The following is a 16,885-nucleotide window of genomic DNA, read 5'->3' as shown; positions in this document are numbered from 1 at the left end:
ATAATTTTTATCTTCATCCATTTACTGTAACAAATACCGGCCGGTCACTTCAATTGAAATTCCAATACGAACATTATCTTGAGCGTGAGATCCTCCATGAAAATAATGAAGCAGTGATAGAAGAAATTGTCCAGAATATACTTGAGCATAAGAAAATGTACAGTGCTTATATTGGCACATTGAGAAGTCAGTATCTGGGACCTGTTTCGGATATAGACTCCTTAGAGACATCATATAATGTCTGGCAGAACTACTCGGAAGAAGAAATATACAATCACAGTAAAAACCTTAGTCAGTTGGAATTAGACGAGAAGCTGAGTCATAATCTTATACTGTATGAAGATGTGAATTCAAAGATAATGAAGATAATCCACTCTTCAAATAATATGGCAAGAATGTTTATCAGTAAATCTAATTCTGCGGCAAATAAACTTTTCCTGAGAGATCTGGGAATATTTCTGATATCATTATTTATCATCTTTATCATTCAGTTGATTTTCTACAAGAAAATTTATATGCGTTTATTGAATATGCATAAAGTAGTAAATCAAATCAGCAGTGGAGATGATGAAAAGCGTTGCAGGGTAGATTCATTAGATGAATTAGGAGAACTTGCCCAAAATATCAATATGATGACAGACCAACTGGTGGGATTTAATCATAAGCTTGAAGAGAAAGTGAAAGCGCGGACAACGGACTTAGAAGAGGAAATGGAAAATCTTGCCAGAGTAAAGACAGAATTAGAGCAGAAAGACAGATTGGCGATGAGTATATTCAATTCAGAGCTTTTTGGAATAACCATTTGGGATGAAGCAGGAAGATTAATACAGGTAAATGATGTTTTTTTATCTACAACAGGATATACTCAAGAAGATATTAAGTCAGAAATTATAGATTGGAAAACATTAACACCTGAGGAGTATTACGAGACAGAACTTGCATTTCATAAGAAGTTAATTAAAGAGAAAAAGGCATTATCCTGCGAGAAAGAAGTGAAACTTAAAAATGGCAATAAGATTACTGTGCTTATTGCTAAGGAAGTGATCAGTGAGGAACCATTTAGAGGAATAACCTTTTTTACAGATATCAGTGAGCAAAAAGCAGTAGAAGCAGAATTACTGGAATTACGTGATAATTTGCAGGAGAAGGTGAATGAACGGACACGGGAGCTGGAAGAAAATATGAAATTAATGATATCATCGCGAACCTCCCTAACCTTTCTGCTGGAAGATGCGAACGATAGTCGTAATGAGGTAATCAAAGTGAACAAGGAATTGGATTCACTAAATAAGGAACTGGAAGCATTTTCATATTCAGTATCTCATGATCTAAAGGCACCTTTACGGGCAATTGACGGATTCTCAAGTGCTTTGGAAGAGGATTATTATGATAAGCTTGATGATGAAGGGAAAGAATTTATCAGTTTGATCCGCAATAATGCCCAGAAAATGGGAGCTTTGATCAATGATCTGCTGGAATTTTCACGTTTGGGCAGGAAAGATATAAACTTTACAGAAGTGAGTATGCAAGAGCTTGTTGATGACGTATATGGAGATTTGATAGTTTTGGAAAAGGATCGCAAGATAGAATTGAAAACAGATAACCTATGTACCGTATTCGCTGACAGGACAATGCTCAAACAGGTGATGATCAATTTAATAAGCAATGCTTTGAAATTCACCAGGTTTGTGCCGGAAACAAAAATAGAAATTGGCTGCAAGAACGAGAAAGGATCAAAAGTATTAGAATTTTATGTTTCAGACAACGGTGTAGGCTTTGATATGAAGTATTATGATAAGCTGTTTGGTGTATTTCAAAGGCTTCATACAGATGATATATTTGAGGGAACTGGCGTAGGGCTGGCATTGATCAAACGGATAATTTCCAAACATAAAGGAGAAGTATGGGCAGAAGGGATACCTAATGAAGGAGCAACCTTCCGCTTCACTTTACCGAAACAAGAGGAAAAACAAGAATCAATAAGTTCATTACAGGATAAATAAATCAAATTTGTTTTGAGTGAAATTTAATGAGGAGTAAAAATGGAATATGCAAGAGTCGAAATTCTTTTAGTGGAAGATAATCCCAATGATGTGAAACTCACCATACGGGCATTAAAAAAACATAACCTTGTAAATGAAATCCAGGTAGTAAACGATGGAGCAGAAGCCTTGGATTACATATTCTGCACAAACAAATACGCCGGGCGAAATATAGAAGAATACCCAAAAGTTATCTTTCTTGACCTTAAATTACCAAAGGTAAATGGTTTAGAAGTGCTGGAGAAGATAAAATCAGATGATAGAACCAGGCATATTCCAGTAGTGATAGTAACCTCTTCTGCAGAAGATAGCGATCTTAAGAAATGTTATCAATTGGGTGCGAACAGTTTTATTGTGAAACCTGTAGATTTCAATAGTTTTATGGAATCCATCTTGAAGCTGGGATTTTACTGGCTTCTATTGAATAGGACACCGGAATAGAGGGTATTTGCAGGAAATTGTGAAATAAATTATAAAACATTATTGAATAATAAATATCGAGGGATTTATGCGAATAGGTGTAGTGGGATTTGGAGCAGCAACAATTGGATTATTATCCAGACTTGAAAATAAAGATGTCCAGATTGATGTTTATGAAAAGGCAAAAGATATCTACTCCAGCTCAGTATCCGGGATCAGGGCTGATGGCAAAATATTCATTTCAAGCTCAATGGGTGGAGACATAGATATCACAGAAACATTGCAGCGGGAGATAGTGGAATATTATCTGGCACAATGTAATATTTCCCGTGATATGATTGAGCAGGGATCATCCTTTCGTTCGCGGGAATGGTATGACAAATTTTACAGGCATGGCTTTGAGCCCATCCTTTCTGATTACTGGCACATAGGAACAGATGAATTGAAGAATGTGATCACTAATATCTATAATAACTTCCAATCAGCAGGAAATATTAATTTTCATTTTGGTAATCTGATCACCGAAGTGCGGATAGAAAATGACAAAATATATTTGAATCAATTACCGATAGCTTATGATAAGATCGTTGTGGCAGTTGGCAGAACGGGACACGGTTTGGTGAACCATCTGATAGAGAGTTATCCGCATCTGATACTGGAAAACACAAAAGTGGATCTGGGGATAAGGTATGAATTGCCAGATCATATGGTGGAAGCCATAAATAAAGAGATGTATGAATTTAAGGTGAAACTGCGTACCGGGACAGGATATACAGCGAGAACATTTTGTAATAATCCATCGGGCTATGTTGTAACCGAGGATTATGACGATTTTGTAACTGTAAATGGACATGCCAAATTAAATCAGAAAAGTAATAATACCAATTTTGCCATTCTGGTGACACACAGCTTTACTGAGCCCTTTAATGAGCCGGTGGGATATGGCACGTATATAGCCAAACTCAGCAATATTCTGGCAGGTGGCAGAAAAGTGATTTTGCAGACTTATGGAGATTTTAAGCGAACCAAGAGAACTAAGAATCTGGGAAGAGTGGTGCCCACTTTGAATCCAGATAAATATATTCTGGGAGACCTGAATCTGGCAATTCCCGGTAAAACTAGAAATGCCCTGATTGAATTCATAGATAAACTTAATGATGTTATCCCGGGAGTGGGATTCGGAGATAACCTGATGTATGGTATGGAGATCAAATTTTACAGTAATAAGCTGAGTAATGATCATCCACAATTAAAATTCATTGGAGATTGTTCCGGCTGGACGCGCTCGATCACCTATGCCACAGCACAAGGTATCTTAATGGCGGAGGAATTCATACAAGACAATGAAATATAAGCATTTATTTGGACCAGTACCATCGCGCAGGCTGGGAATCTCGCTGGGTATTGATCTGATTCCTGCCAAAGTATGCAGTCAGGACTGCATTTATTGTGAAGTAGGCAAAACCACTGATTTGACAATAGAGCGTCAGGAATATATAAGCCTGGACTCTATAATAGAGGAATTGGAAATATTCTTAAATACTAAGCCAGAATTGGATTACATTACCTTTTCGGGATCAGGAGAGCCAGTATTAAATAATCGCCTGGGAGAGCTGGTAAGTTATCTAAAAAGCCATTATCCGCGCTATAAGATAGCCTGTATCACAAATTCTACATTGCTTTGGGATAAAAGCGTTCAGAATGAACTTAGGGATATCGATGTGCTCCTGCCTTCACTGGATGCGGTTTCAGAAAAAGCATTCCAGCAGCTTAATCGACCGCATGCTTCACTTCATGCTGCCCAGATAATTGAGGGTTTGACCTCTTTTCGCAAGATATTTAAGGGAGATATCTGGCTGGAGATATTCTTTTCACCGGGTATAAATGATCAGCCAGAGGAATTGCTGCTGCTAAAAGATGCCTGTGAAAAGATCAAAGCAGATAAAATTCAATTGAATACTCTGGATAGACCAGGAGTGATCAAAGGGCTTTCACCCCTGCCCCTTAAACAGTTGGAAGAAATTGTGAAATATTTTGAACCTCTACCGGTGGAGATAATCGCGAAAGCCAGCTTACGTCAGCAACAAAAGAGCTTTGATCATGATATCAATAGCAGCATCATAGAACTTATTCGCCGGCGCCCCTGCACTGATCATGACCTGTGTCAAATACTGGGACTGCATATTAATGAATTAAATAAATATCTGAGCAGTCTGCTTTCAGAGAATAAAATCAGAGAAATCGAAGGAGAGCGGGGAATATTCTTCGAGCTGAACAAATGATATTTGCAGTGTAAACAAATTTATCAAAAGCATAATCAGTCAGGCATATAAATTATCAAAATGATAAGGAAATCTGGTAGATATTAGCCGGAGTCTCAGCTTTTAATGCTTTTCTATATATCTATTTTACAATATCATAGCTATAAAATAAAAAATTATTTGATCACGATGGAACATATTTTGCTTTAGTATTAATTATAAAGAGAAATTCCCTAAGATAAATAGCCTTCTTCAATCCTTGGAAAGAAAGAAAGAAGCTACTGTTGTGAAGGATTTTGTCCAATCCTTCACAGCAATAAAACGGGCATCAGCAGATGCCCGTTTTTTTTAGCTGTCAATTTTCACTAACTAAGACCTTGCGCATGGCTTGTCGAGCCGGCGCTTTGCATAGGCTGATGCCTTCGCAAAGGTTGACCGGTATGAACAAGAAATCGACAGTGCTAAATTGCATTATGGTAATGATTTATAAACTTCTATCCTCTGATCGACCATTGCGAAGGTCTATCGACCATTCGCAAGGGCTTGGCTGGTGGGAATTGAAAAGTCTCAATCAATAAAATTATAAATGAAATAAAAGGGTCTTGACCTTGAGAAATAGTAAAACATTTTTGACAATTGGAAGAAATGTAGATTTTAAGGAAAAATATGTTACAGATATTAGGTGCTTTAATTGCCTTGGGACTGCTTGTGGCAGTTCATGAAGGTGGTCATTTTCTAGCTGCTCGTTGGTTTGGAGTTTATGTTGAGAAGTTTTCTATCGGATTTGGACCACGATTATTGAGCTTCAGGGATAAGATGACTGAATATCGATTATCTTTGATCCCCCTGGGTGGATATGTGAAGATGCGGGGAGAAAATCCTGATGAAGATCTTACAGATACTAAGGGAAGTTTTCTGGCCTTAAAGTGGTGGAAACGAGCAATTATAGCTTTTGCAGGTCCTTTTACAAATCTGCTTTTTGCGATACTGATATTGATCCTTACCTTCATGATGGGTAAAAATTATGAGGATTTCAGTCCATATATCGGAAAAGTGTTAGCTGCTGAAGAATCTTATCAGACTGATAATCTGGGATATCTGCAGGCAGGAGACAAACTGATAAGCATAAATGGTCAGGACATCAGAAGCTGGACAGACAGCTATACTTCTGTGGCTGATGGGATTAATGATATATTAATCGAACGCGCTGGCAGAGAAATCCAGGTAACCCTGGAATTCAGCCAGTTAGCCTGGATTGAGCAGGTATTACCGGAAACAACTACAACAATTGGTGAAGTTTCCCCTGGATTACCGGCATATAACGCTGGATTGATGGATGGAGATAAAGTAACTTCCATAAATGGGGTGCCAGTAAATGACTGGTATGAATTACGGCGACAGGTGAGAGCGAGTGAAGGGAAGACTGTGAAAGTGGAGATTGAGCGAGAAGAAGGCAGATTTGAGCGTGAGATCAAGCTTCAGGAAAACCTTTTGGATGGCAGCCAGGTGATTGGCATCACTCAGAAATTGCCCATGGAAGTTCACGAAAGCTATAATTTATGGGAAAGCATCAAGTATGGTAGTTTAACTGGAATTGACTTTGTAGCTCTCAACTATATGGGGATTTATAAGCTGGTGCTGAAACCAACAGAATTAAAAAATAATCTGGGTGGACCGGTGCTGATGTACACGATGAGCAAGCAAACAGTTAAGCAGGGCTGGAACTCGATTTTGAATTTTATAGCGATCATCAGCATAATCCTGATGGTGATGAATCTTCTTCCTATCCCCATTCTTGATGGTGGAATTATATTTTTCTGTTTTATTGAAGGTATCAGAGGTAAAGCACTATCGATGAAAACTCAGATGACATTGCAAAAAATCGGAGCTTCAATCTTAATCTTATTAATGTTTTTTGCCTTCAGTAATGATTTCACGAGGATCTTTAAACGTAATGTATCGATAAAAAGCCAGAATATAGAACTTGGCAGGCAAATTGAAGATGAAGGTATCACCCAATGACAAAACATAAAAAAATTATATTTGATAAAATAAAAGCAGAGATTGATCGGTGCAATAACTGATGTCATTTAATTTTAAATTAGAAAATGTAAGTGGAAATGCCAGAGCAGGGGTGATCACTACTCCGCATGGCAAGATCGAGACACCGATTTTTATGCCAGTGGGTACCCGTGCAACAGTGAAAGGCGTGATGCCGAGAGACCTGAAGGAAGATATTGGAGCACAGATAATTCTGGGTAATACTTATCATCTATATTTGCGACCTGGTCATGAGCTGATCGCCGAAGCTGGTGGTTTGCATGAATTCATGGGTTGGGATAAACCGCTTTTAACAGACAGCGGAGGATTTCAGGTGATGAGCCTCTCTGGACTGAGAAAGATCACTGCGGAAGGAGTCCGTTTTCAATCACATATTGATGGCAGTTATCACATGTTTACGCCAGAAAAAGTGATGGAAATCCAGAATGCCATTGGTGCAGATATTATCATGTCCTTTGATGAATGTCCTCCATATCCCGCTACTAAGAAATATGTGTCAGAATCTTTGAAAACTACTCTGGATTGGGCAAGACGAGGAAAAAACGCTCATAAACGTAACGACCAGGCACTTTTTGGGATAGTGCAGGGTGGAATATATGAAGACCTTAGACAGGAAAGTGCCGAAGCACTGATTGAGATGGATTTTCCTGGTTATTCAATTGGTGGTCTTGCTGTGGGCGAGGAAAAAACTCACATGCTGCGCATTACAGAATATTTGAATGAGATCTTACCTGCAAATAAACCACGCTATTTGATGGGAGTGGGAACTCCAGCAGATATTTTGAATAATATCGCAAATGGAGTGGATATGTTTGATTGCGTGATGCCAACACGAAATGCCAGAAAAGGTACACTGTTCACTCGAAATGGCAGACTGATAGTAAAAGCTGCCCGATACAAAAAGGATTTTGATCCTATCGATAGCGAATGCACGTGTTATACCTGCCGTAATTTCAGCCGGGCATATTTACGCCACCTTTTTTCAGTTGATGAATTGCTGGCAATGACCCTTGCCTCAATCCACAGCTTACATTTTTATCTGGATCTGGTGAGATGGAGTCGGGCAGCTATTCTGGAAGGGAGATTTGACACTTTCAAGGAGCAGATGCTGAGGAGATTGCAGGAGGGAGAATGATGAAAACAGCAATAACTTTGCTACTGATTATTTTTATTTTTGCAGTTTTAGGTGCAGAACCAGTAGAATCAGACAGTCTGCAAATCCCTCATCGAAGTCCTTTCAAAGCGGGACTTCTTTCAGCAGTGATACCGGGTGGAGGGCAGGTTTATAATCATGCTTATATTAAAGGAGCAGCCGTTCTGGCATTAGAAGGATTGTTTCTGGGTTATTCGATAAATAATCATCAGCAGGCAGATAAATATTATAAAAGCTGGAAAGATACAGATAGCCAATTTGATTATAATAATTATGAATTTCATTATGAAAGATATAAAAGCCAGGTCTGGTGGCTGGGGATCACGATATTTCTTTCCACATTGGACGCAGTAACTGATGCATATCTATATGATTTTGATTATCAAAAACAAAAGATCAGACTCAAATTTGAAGATAGAAGTGTTCAACTGGAATATAAATTTTAGGGGACTGTATGGGGAAAAAGTATGTAATCGCTATTGATGGTCCTGCAGCTTCAGGGAAAAGTACTACGGCCAGGCAGCTTGCCAAACTGCTGCATTATGTGTATATTGATAGTGGAGCAATGTATAGAGCCTGCGGTTTACAGACATTGCTAAAGGGAATTAAACTTACTGATCTTGATTCTCTGAAGGAAATGCTGCGGGAAATTGAAATCAGAATTGAATATGCTCCGGAAGGAAACAGGATTTATCTGGATGATCAGGATGTTTCAGCCAGAATACGAGAAGCGGATATTACACGTCTGGCATCTGAGATCGCAGTTATTGGGATAGTGCGGGAAAGAATGGTTGAATTGCAACGTAAAATGGGTGAAGATGGTGGAGTTATTATGGATGGCAGAGATATTGGAACTGTTGTATTTACTGATGCTGACTATAAATTCTTTATGGTTGCTGATGTTAAAACACGTGCTTTACGTCGCTGGCAGGAAGCAAGAGAAAAAGATGAAGAACTTGTTCTAATGGAAGTGGAGCAGGAACTGCTTTGGCGTGATAAAAATGACTCCACGCGAACGCACTCACCCTTGCGTCAGGCTGATGATGCCATTCTTATTGATACTTCAAAAATGGATATACCAGAACAGGTAGATTATATTTACAATATTGTCAGGGAGGGAAAATGTATGAAGTAGTGCAGTTTTTTTTCAGGATCCTTATGGTATTAATGAGAAAGGAAGTGATTGGGAGAGAGAGACTTGATAACTCTCATAACTGCCTGATATGTGCAAATCATATATCCGCCAATGATCCACCCATGATCGGTTCTTTGATCAGAGGAAAGATCAGCTATCTGGGAAAATCAGAGCTTTTTAAAAAGAAGTGGCTGGGAGACTTCCTTTTTAGGATGCACGTTATCCCAGTACGCAGGGGAAGAATGGATCGTAAAGCTTTAAGACTGGTAAATGAAAGACTCGAGAATGGAGAAAGCCTTATGGTCTTTCCCGAAGGAACTCGTAAATCAACCATCGTTAAGCCTGGAGTTGGCAAATTTGCCTTGGAAATGCAGAAGGATATTCTGCCTGTTTGCGTTATGAATTCAGATGATATCTGGGGCTGCATCAGCGGAAAGAAACATCTGAAATTCGTTGTTGGTGAATTTATAAAAATTGATCAGTTCAAAGACCTGGAATACACTAAAGAAAACTATCAGTATGTAGCAGATTATGTGATGGAAAGAATAAATGAGCTTAAAGACTGAGATTAAATTAGCTCCTAATTCAGGATTCTGCTTTGGCGTGAAAAGAGCAATCAAACTCGCCAGAGAAGCTGCTGAGACCAATAAACAAATCGTTACTCTAGGACCAATTATTCATAATCCTCAATTGGTTGAAAGCCTAAAAAATAAAGGGGTGGATTCTGTTGATGAATTGGATCAGATAACGTCTCAGACAGTGATAATCCGTTCACATGGCGTGGGACATGATATCCTGGAACAACTAAAAGACAAAGGTGTAGAAATTATTGATGCCACCTGCCCCTATGTTGCAAAAGCTCAGGAATTAGCAAAAAAATTGAGCAATGAAGGATATCCTGTAGTGATAATGGGTAATTCAAGTCATCCTGAAGTGAAAGCAATAAAATCTTACATAGATGGGGAAGTATTTGTTATTGATAATGGAGACCATCTACCAGACAAATTTTACCCCCGCCTGGGACTGATTTCTCAAACCACAAAAAGCCTGAAAGACTTCCAGAAAGTTGCCAGTGAACTGGTACCTAAAGCCAAGGAATTGCGCATAGTTAATACAATCTGTTCAGCAACTAGTGTGCGGCAGCAGGCAACTCTGGCATTAGCTAAAGAAAGTGATATAATGATCGTTATCGGTGGGTTTAATAGCTCGAACACAAAAATGCTTGCCAAAATTTGTCAAAATATTATTGAGACACAACATATCGAAACTGCTTTAGAACTGCAGGGAGACTGGTTCAAAGGCAAGCATAAGATAGGTCTTACAGCAGGTGCATCTACACCGGATTGGATTATTGTAAATGTATTTAATGAAATAAATAGATATACCGGGAGCGGTTGTCCGTATGTCTCCAGAATAGAAGAGATTCCCGGTTATAAGGAGTGAAAATGTTTATTATCGATCAAGAAGAAGAAAAAGTAGTAAAACCTATCGAAGAAAACGAAGAGGAAGCTACAGAGCAAGACGAAACCCAAGAGCCGGTGGAAGAAACTCAACCGGATGAAACTGAAACCGAAACAGCAGCTCAAGAAGTTGCAGAAGCTGTAATTGAAGAACCTAAGCAGAAAGAGCCAGCTATTGAAACTGTAGTAGAAGAAACTGTAGCAGAAGAAACTGTAGCAGAAGAAACTGTAGCAGAAGAAACTGTAGCAGAAGAAACTGCAGTAGAAGAAACTGTAACAGAAGAAACTGTAGCAGAAGAAACTGTAGCAGAAGAAACTGTAGCAGAAGAAACTGTGGCAGAAGAAACTGTAGCAGAAGAAACTGTAGCAGAAGAAACTGTAGCAGAAGAAACTGTAGCAGAAGAAACTGCAGTAGAAGAAACTGCAGTAGAAGAAGCTAAGCCAGAAGAACCGGCTGCTGAACCAGCAAAAGAGCCAAAAACATCTGAAGAAGATATGATGGAACTGATGGATCAGCATTTTGCAAAATTCAAAGAAGGCGAAATTATTGATGGTTATGTTGTCAGCGTGGATGAACGTGCAGTTCTTATTGATATCGGATTCAAATCAGAGAGTCCCATATCAATTAAAGAATTCAGTCCCACAGATTTACCTGAAATTGGCACACCCATCAAAGTTTATATTGATTCCGTTGAAGATATCAGCGGCAGGATCAAGCTTTCCAAGAAAAAAGCAGATTTTTACCTTAACCTCAAAGAATTACAACGTATAATGGAGGAAGATGAAACGATCAATGGAGTCCTCCGCCGTCGTGTTAAGGGTGGAATGATTGCTGAGATCATGGGTTTAGAAGCATTTCTTCCAGGTTCACAAATTTCTATTAAACCTATCCCTAACTTAGATCAGTTTATTGGTAAAGATACTGAATTCAAGGTCCTTAAGATCAACCAGGAACGTCGCAACATCATAGTTTCCCGTAAAAAAGTTCTGGAAGAGAAAAGATCAGAACAGCTGACAAATCTAAAAGGGAAATTGATTGTTGGTGGAGAACTTGATGGTGAGGTAAGGAACATTACAGAATATGGTGCCTTTATCGATCTTGGTGGTATTGACGGACTGCTGCATATAACTGATATGTCATGGGGACATATAAATCACCCCTCTGATATGCTGAATATTGGAGATAAAGTAAAAGTAAAAGTTCTCGATTATAATGATGACACTCAAAAAGTATCTCTTGGTCTTAAGCAGTTAGTACCACATCCATGGGATAATATAGAAATCAAATATCCTGAAGGCAGCATCGTTACAGGTAAAGTAGTTAATATTACCAATTATGGTGCTTTTATAGAATTGGAATCAGGTGTTGAAGGTCTGGTGCATGTCAGTGAAATGTCATGGACCAAAAAGATCAAGCACCCAAAACATGTTGTGAAGTTGGGCGAAACTATCAAAGCAATAGTACTCGCAATATCCAAAGATGATAAGCGTATTTCTCTCGGTATTAAGCAGATGGAACCAAACCCCTGGCTTACGATCGAAGAACGCTATCCAGTAGGATGTAAATTGAAGGGAAAAATAAAAAGTCTTACTCCCTTTGGCGCATTTGTGGAAATTGAAGAGAATATTGAAGGCTTGATCCACATTTCTGATATTTCCTGGACGAAGAGAATATACCATCCTCGTGAGATATTCAATAAAGGTCAGGAGATAGAAGTTAAAGTACTTTCCATTGATTCTACTCTTCATAGAATTGCTTTGGGCGTGAAACAATTGACCAGAGATCCCTGGGATAATCTGGATGAATTTCTACCTATCAATACTGAAATCACAGCTACAATAGTTAAGATCATTTCTAAAGGTATCTTAGTGGATGTAGATGTGGAAGGTAATCTTGTTGAAGGATTTGTACCTCTATCACACCTTGCAATTCCTGGACTTAAAAAGGCAAATATTGTCTTTGAAGTAAAAGAACAGCTTCCACTTAAGATTATTGAACTTGATCTGGAAAATCGTCGTTTAATCCTTTCAGTAAAGGCATATTTCTTTGCTCGTGATAAAAAAGAACTTCAAACCTTTATCGATTCTCATAAAGTAGAACCTACTCATGAGCATGATGCAATAGAACCTGATGCTGATATTGATAAGATGATTAAAGAACATGGTGATGTGGGTTTACATGAATCATACCACAAACCTGAAAAAGACGAGGTAGTTCCAGAAGAACCAGCAGAAGAAGTGGTACCTGTAGAAACCGCAGAAGAAGTGGTTCCTGTAGAAACCAAAGAAGAGGCAGTTCCAGAGGAACCAGCAGAAGAAGTGGCTCCTGTAGAAACCAAAGAAGAGGTAGTTCCAGAGGAACCAGAAGAAGAAGCGGCTCTTGTAGAACCCGAAGAAGAGGTAGTTCCGGAGGAACCAGAAGAAGAAGTGGCTCCCGAAGAACCCAAAGAAGAGGTAGTTCCAGAGGAACCAGAGGAAGAAGTGGTTCCAGAAGAACCTAAAGAAGAAGAAGTTGTTGTTGAAACTGAACCCGAAGAAGAAATCAAAGAAGAATCTTCGGAATAATATACTTTAGTAATTACAGGGCGACTTCATGTCGCCCTTTTTTTATATGAAAATTTATATAATCGGATTTATGGCTTCAGGAAAAACCACGATGGGTAAGATTCTGGCTGAAGCACTAAACATGCCCTTTTACGATATTGACCAACTGATTGAAACCCAGGAAGATATTACCATAAATGAGATATTTATAAGATCTGGTGAAGAATATTTTCGTCATTTAGAATCAGAGATGCTGCAAAATTTTACCGAAGATGCGGTCTATTCCTGCGGTGGAGGAATCATTAGCGGTCAAACCAGTCTTCGAATACTCCAACAAAAAAATGATCTGATCATCTGGCTTAACCCTGAGTGGAATATTATTGCTAACAGGATCACTTCATCTTCCAGACCACTGGCAGAAGGAAAAAGCATTGAGCAATTATTTGAGTTTTATGTAGAGCGAGTTCCGTTATATGAAAGTATTGCAGATATTGAATATCGAGGAACTGAGCTCAATAAATTGCTCAGTAAAATAAAAAAAATGCCCGGCTTTGAGACCGGGCACAAATAACTATTTTATATTATTACCTGATAGATTTTTTTTCATCTTACGGGAAACTGATGTTCTGAGATTTTCTACAGGGAAACTATTGATCAAACCAACTGAATATTGCTGAATTAATGAAGCATCATAAGCCTCAACATCACTATTTCCGTCCACATCAGCTCGCCATAATCGCCACACAGCCCATGGTAAAGGTGCTCCAGGAGGATCAAATCCCACAAAATACTGCAGCACTATGGCAGCATCATAAGCATCCACATCACCATTATCATCAATATCTCCATAAGCTATATCACCACCAACCATAAGATCAACCGGAATTACAATTACACTCTGCTGGGGATCGTTGCTGTTTAACACCAGATTACAGAGATAATTTCCAATTTCCAAATTTTCGGTATCAACAGTGAGAATCAGACTAATATTATTACCAACAGGTAAAGTTCCGCTTGTTTGACTGATATCCAGCCAGTCCACTACCTGCAGAATACGAATAGCCAGATCATTGGACACATAATTGTCATTATAAACCATTTGCAGAGCATCACTGGCATTCTCATTCTGAATTCCTATTGTGCCACTATCTGTATCGCCACTCACTTCATCATATTGAAGTAGTATCTCACCATTTGCATAGATTATCATCTCAAAAGTATAATTACCATTGTAATCGCCCGGATAATGCTGCACATTGTCAAACATCACGATCAGATGGTCAGTAAAGCTTTGATAATACACATTCCCTTCTCCACTTCCGTCAATTGCTGGATACAGATCATCCCAAAATCCCATGATCGCCGGACGGGGAGCACTATAATCTGGTAGTGAACTATTACTCCATTCCGTATTATCTGATCCAAATCCCAGCCAACCATTCGCATTGATAATGAATTCACTATATTCTGAACCATAAAAATTGAAATCAAAACCGATAGGATAAGGACCTTCTGCCTGATCATTATGATTAAATGTAACCTGTGTTGCTGTCCCCGAGATATCTATCCAGTTATATTCAGGTCCCCCGGGTTCGTCGCTGTCCAGCCACTGATAACCATAATCATCTGGACCTCCACTGGCTCTGGAGACTACATAATTTTTACTGATAGACCATTCCAGGTCACGTCCACCAATATTAGTAATTTGAAGTTCAGCACTATCAGTACCTTGAGGTGGAAGATTGAAGGCAAACTGTTCATTATCCAGAACGATCTCTGCCGGTTGAGGGATATTAATCGGTGGAAAGATAATATAATCAATCCAGGCACAGTCTGATCCACTACTAACGGAGCTGTCCTTGGAATATTCCCACTTAAATGTATGCGTTCCAAGACTAACCGGACAGGAATATTCCGTCCAATCAATACTTCCGCTCCATTGCTCCTGCTGATTACCATCAATATAAAATCTCAGGTAATCCCAGCCGCTTTCCGATGATACCTTATAATGAAAGCTTATCTCATCTGCATTGAGAACATTTACTTCAACTTCCATTCCTGCTGACTGACTGTTATTTATATCAGCTGATTGTGCACAATATGAGCCTTCGTAGCTGCCTCCACTTATCTGCCAGCCACCTGTGCCACTCATAATCCAGTCATATTGACTAAATCCACCACTTTCAAAATCCTCTAAACATAAACCCACAGTTAAGGCAAAGGATGTCTGCAAAATATAATCCCAATCTGCTGTACACTCAAAATCAAAACTTATAACATGACCCACAGGTGCTGAAACTCCCACTTCCACTCTATAAGTGAATAAACCACTGCTTCCTGCTGATATTTCTGGAATTGTTTCTCCATCCTGGATAATTGTACAGAAAGTATCTTCTTCACTCAGCATGGGAATTGCATTATATAGATCTGCACCACCAATATTACTGATCTCAATATTCAAATTTGCTATTTCTCCGGGATCAAGTCTACCATTTTCATTGCCATCCCCTGTTATACTTAAACCACTCAATGAGAGTACTGGTGCGTAACCAGTAAGATTTATTGTGCTCTCCCAGCTTCCCTGATCACTAATGACCACTGCCGTAAAAAAGAAATCATGATCATCTGGAATATCTGAGGATACAGTAAAACTGAAAGCATCGACAAGAACTATTGATTCTCCGGCTGCCACTTCTGCCCCGTTTTCTGTGTTATCTGTCAAAGTGATATATTCATCAACACAACTTATATTTACCACCAGATTCTCAGCAGTTTCGCTGCCAAAATTCTCGATTACTGCTGACATTGTCACATCTTCAGCATATTCGATCACATCATCATCTGCGGTGGTGATCTCTACACTGTTCACAATAGCATAAGCACCCTCAGGAGGAATAACCAGAATGTCACCCTCTTCTCGATAACAGTCCTGCTTTGTTGCAGTCAAATGCACCAAGGTCATTGGAGATTGAGATTCTATCATGATGCTTTGAGGACTTCCAGTTCCGGCTGCTGTTGCCAGTATCTCATCACCAACCGAAAGGCAGATAAATGTCTCTGGCTCAGCAGTAATATTCACGCTTGTCATTCCACTTAGAAGCACTTCAGGATATTCAATTGCAATCTCAACAGGCACTTCGGTATAAACATTTGAAAAGGCATCTCCATGATGGTGAAATAGATAATAGGTTACTTCTTTATCCCCCCCATTATAGGGCCAGTTACTGGCTTGCAGAAACCATTTTCCACTGCTGTTGGCAAAGCATGGCAGTATAGAATTCTGCCCTTCAGCTCCATGCCCGGGATCAAAATTGGGCCACATATAATCATAAGTACCCCAGATATATGTATCATTAACAAACGAGTAGGATATCTCACTTGCTGCTATCAGTCCTAATGCTCCCTGAGCATGACGATGAAATGCTTCCGCAAAGCACTCACTGCTCCAGTTAAACTTACCCGTAAGACAATTAGTAGAAAACACAAATGCCAGGTCTTCATTATTAAGCCCTCCCAGATCACTAATACCATAATCCGGTTCTCCCCAACCTGTTTCTCCACCATGATCTCTGTGTTGAAGCATAAAGCAGCCATTATTAATATCATTATTAACGCTTGCAGCATTGGCATTCCAGCTGGGGATCACTGCCGGTGATGCTCCCAGATATCCTAAACCATTAGTGCCAAAATAATTCACCACTGTAGATGTATTAGTTGCGGTTGACCAGACTGTTCCTGGTGTTCCGCTATAAATTGCATACTCCCTAACCGGGCTTTTATCCAGGACATTGCTCCAAAATCCTCTCACT

The 16,885-nt window shown here is 39.2% G+C and carries 13 protein-coding genes; 12 read left to right on the top strand and 1 reads right to left on the bottom strand.

Going from position 1 to position 16,885, the window contains the following annotated elements; all coding sequences use genetic code 11:
* The 12 genes from RAO94_07975 to RAO94_07920 all read left to right on the top strand — a co-directional run.
* The coding region (locus RAO94_07975; GenBank protein ID MDP8322273.1) for an ATP-binding protein at positions 1-2,003 on the top strand (2,003 nt) is incomplete at its 5' end.
* Between the two features lie 39 nt (positions 2,004-2,042).
* Positions 2,043-2,483, top strand: coding sequence for a response regulator (locus RAO94_07970; protein MDP8322272.1), 441 nt, complete (start codon positions 2,043-2,045; stop codon positions 2,481-2,483).
* A 67-nt stretch (positions 2,484-2,550) separates the two neighbouring features.
* Complete coding sequence (locus tag RAO94_07965) at positions 2,551-3,816, top strand: hypothetical protein (GenBank protein MDP8322271.1); 1,266 nt, start codon at positions 2,551-2,553, stop codon at positions 3,814-3,816.
* Positions 3,806-4,744, top strand: coding sequence for a radical SAM protein (locus tag RAO94_07960; protein ID MDP8322270.1), 939 nt, complete (start codon positions 3,806-3,808; stop codon positions 4,742-4,744). The genes RAO94_07965 and RAO94_07960 overlap by 11 nt, the downstream gene beginning before the upstream one ends.
* Before the next feature lie 645 nt (positions 4,745-5,389).
* Positions 5,390-6,745, top strand: a complete 1,356-nt coding sequence (gene rseP, locus RAO94_07955) for an RIP metalloprotease RseP (GenBank protein ID MDP8322269.1) — start codon at positions 5,390-5,392, stop codon at positions 6,743-6,745.
* 61 nt (positions 6,746-6,806) lie between these two features.
* Positions 6,807-7,919: a tRNA guanosine(34) transglycosylase Tgt gene (gene tgt / locus RAO94_07950; GenBank protein MDP8322268.1), complete on the top strand. Its 1,113-nt coding sequence runs from the start codon at positions 6,807-6,809 to the stop codon at positions 7,917-7,919.
* The gene (locus RAO94_07945) at positions 7,916-8,383 is read left to right on the top strand and encodes a DUF5683 domain-containing protein (GenBank protein MDP8322267.1); all 468 of its coding nucleotides are present in this window, start codon (positions 7,916-7,918) and stop codon (positions 8,381-8,383) included. The genes tgt and RAO94_07945 overlap by 4 nt, the downstream gene beginning before the upstream one ends.
* An 8-nt stretch (positions 8,384-8,391) precedes the next feature.
* Positions 8,392-9,072 (top strand): (d)CMP kinase, encoded by a 681-nt coding sequence (gene cmk / locus RAO94_07940; GenBank protein ID MDP8322266.1) that lies wholly within the window; start codon positions 8,392-8,394, stop codon positions 9,070-9,072.
* Positions 9,060-9,638, top strand: coding sequence for a lysophospholipid acyltransferase family protein (locus RAO94_07935; protein MDP8322265.1), 579 nt, complete (start codon positions 9,060-9,062; stop codon positions 9,636-9,638). Before cmk ends, RAO94_07935 begins: the two co-directional genes overlap by 13 nt.
* Positions 9,622-10,515 carry a 4-hydroxy-3-methylbut-2-enyl diphosphate reductase gene (locus RAO94_07930; GenBank protein ID MDP8322264.1) on the top strand — a complete coding sequence of 298 codons (894 nt, stop codon included), beginning with the start codon at positions 9,622-9,624 and terminating at the stop codon, positions 10,513-10,515. The genes RAO94_07935 and RAO94_07930 overlap by 17 nt, the downstream gene beginning before the upstream one ends.
* 2 nt (positions 10,516-10,517) lie before the next feature.
* Positions 10,518-13,097 carry a 30S ribosomal protein S1 gene (locus RAO94_07925; protein MDP8322263.1) on the top strand — a complete coding sequence of 860 codons (2,580 nt, stop codon included), beginning with the start codon at positions 10,518-10,520 and terminating at the stop codon, positions 13,095-13,097.
* 46 nt (positions 13,098-13,143) lie between these two features.
* Positions 13,144-13,647: a shikimate kinase gene (locus RAO94_07920; protein MDP8322262.1), complete on the top strand. Its 504-nt coding sequence runs from the start codon at positions 13,144-13,146 to the stop codon at positions 13,645-13,647.
* Here the strand turns inward: RAO94_07920 and RAO94_07915 are convergent.
* Positions 13,648-16,885, bottom strand: a 3,238-nt coding sequence (locus RAO94_07915; GenBank protein ID MDP8322261.1) for a C25 family cysteine peptidase, incomplete at its 5' end; no start/stop codon positions are given.

Origin of the sequence: Candidatus Stygibacter australis, assembly GCA_030765845.1 — a bacterium.
Taxonomy (GTDB): Bacteria; Cloacimonadota; Cloacimonadia; order Cloacimonadales; family TCS61; genus Stygibacter; species Stygibacter australis.
Note: the sequence above shows the minus strand (reverse complement) of the source record. Positions and strands in the feature narration are given on the sequence as shown.

Coding starts and splice junctions, on each gene's coding strand:
- RAO94_07970 (MDP8322272.1), top strand. CDS start 2,043: ATGGAATATGCAAGAGTCGAAATTCTTTTAGTGGAAGATAATCCCAAT.
- RAO94_07965 (MDP8322271.1), top strand. CDS start 2,551: ATGCGAATAGGTGTAGTGGGATTTGGAGCAGCAACAATTGGATTATTA.
- RAO94_07960 (MDP8322270.1), top strand. CDS start 3,806: ATGAAATATAAGCATTTATTTGGACCAGTACCATCGCGCAGGCTGGGA.
- rseP (MDP8322269.1), top strand. CDS start 5,390: ATGTTACAGATATTAGGTGCTTTAATTGCCTTGGGACTGCTTGTGGCA.
- tgt (MDP8322268.1), top strand. CDS start 6,807: ATGTCATTTAATTTTAAATTAGAAAATGTAAGTGGAAATGCCAGAGCA.
- RAO94_07945 (MDP8322267.1), top strand. CDS start 7,916: ATGATGAAAACAGCAATAACTTTGCTACTGATTATTTTTATTTTTGCA.
- cmk (MDP8322266.1), top strand. CDS start 8,392: ATGGGGAAAAAGTATGTAATCGCTATTGATGGTCCTGCAGCTTCAGGG.
- RAO94_07935 (MDP8322265.1), top strand. CDS start 9,060: ATGTATGAAGTAGTGCAGTTTTTTTTCAGGATCCTTATGGTATTAATG.
- RAO94_07930 (MDP8322264.1), top strand. CDS start 9,622: ATGAGCTTAAAGACTGAGATTAAATTAGCTCCTAATTCAGGATTCTGC.
- RAO94_07925 (MDP8322263.1), top strand. CDS start 10,518: ATGTTTATTATCGATCAAGAAGAAGAAAAAGTAGTAAAACCTATCGAA.
- RAO94_07920 (MDP8322262.1), top strand. CDS start 13,144: ATGAAAATTTATATAATCGGATTTATGGCTTCAGGAAAAACCACGATG.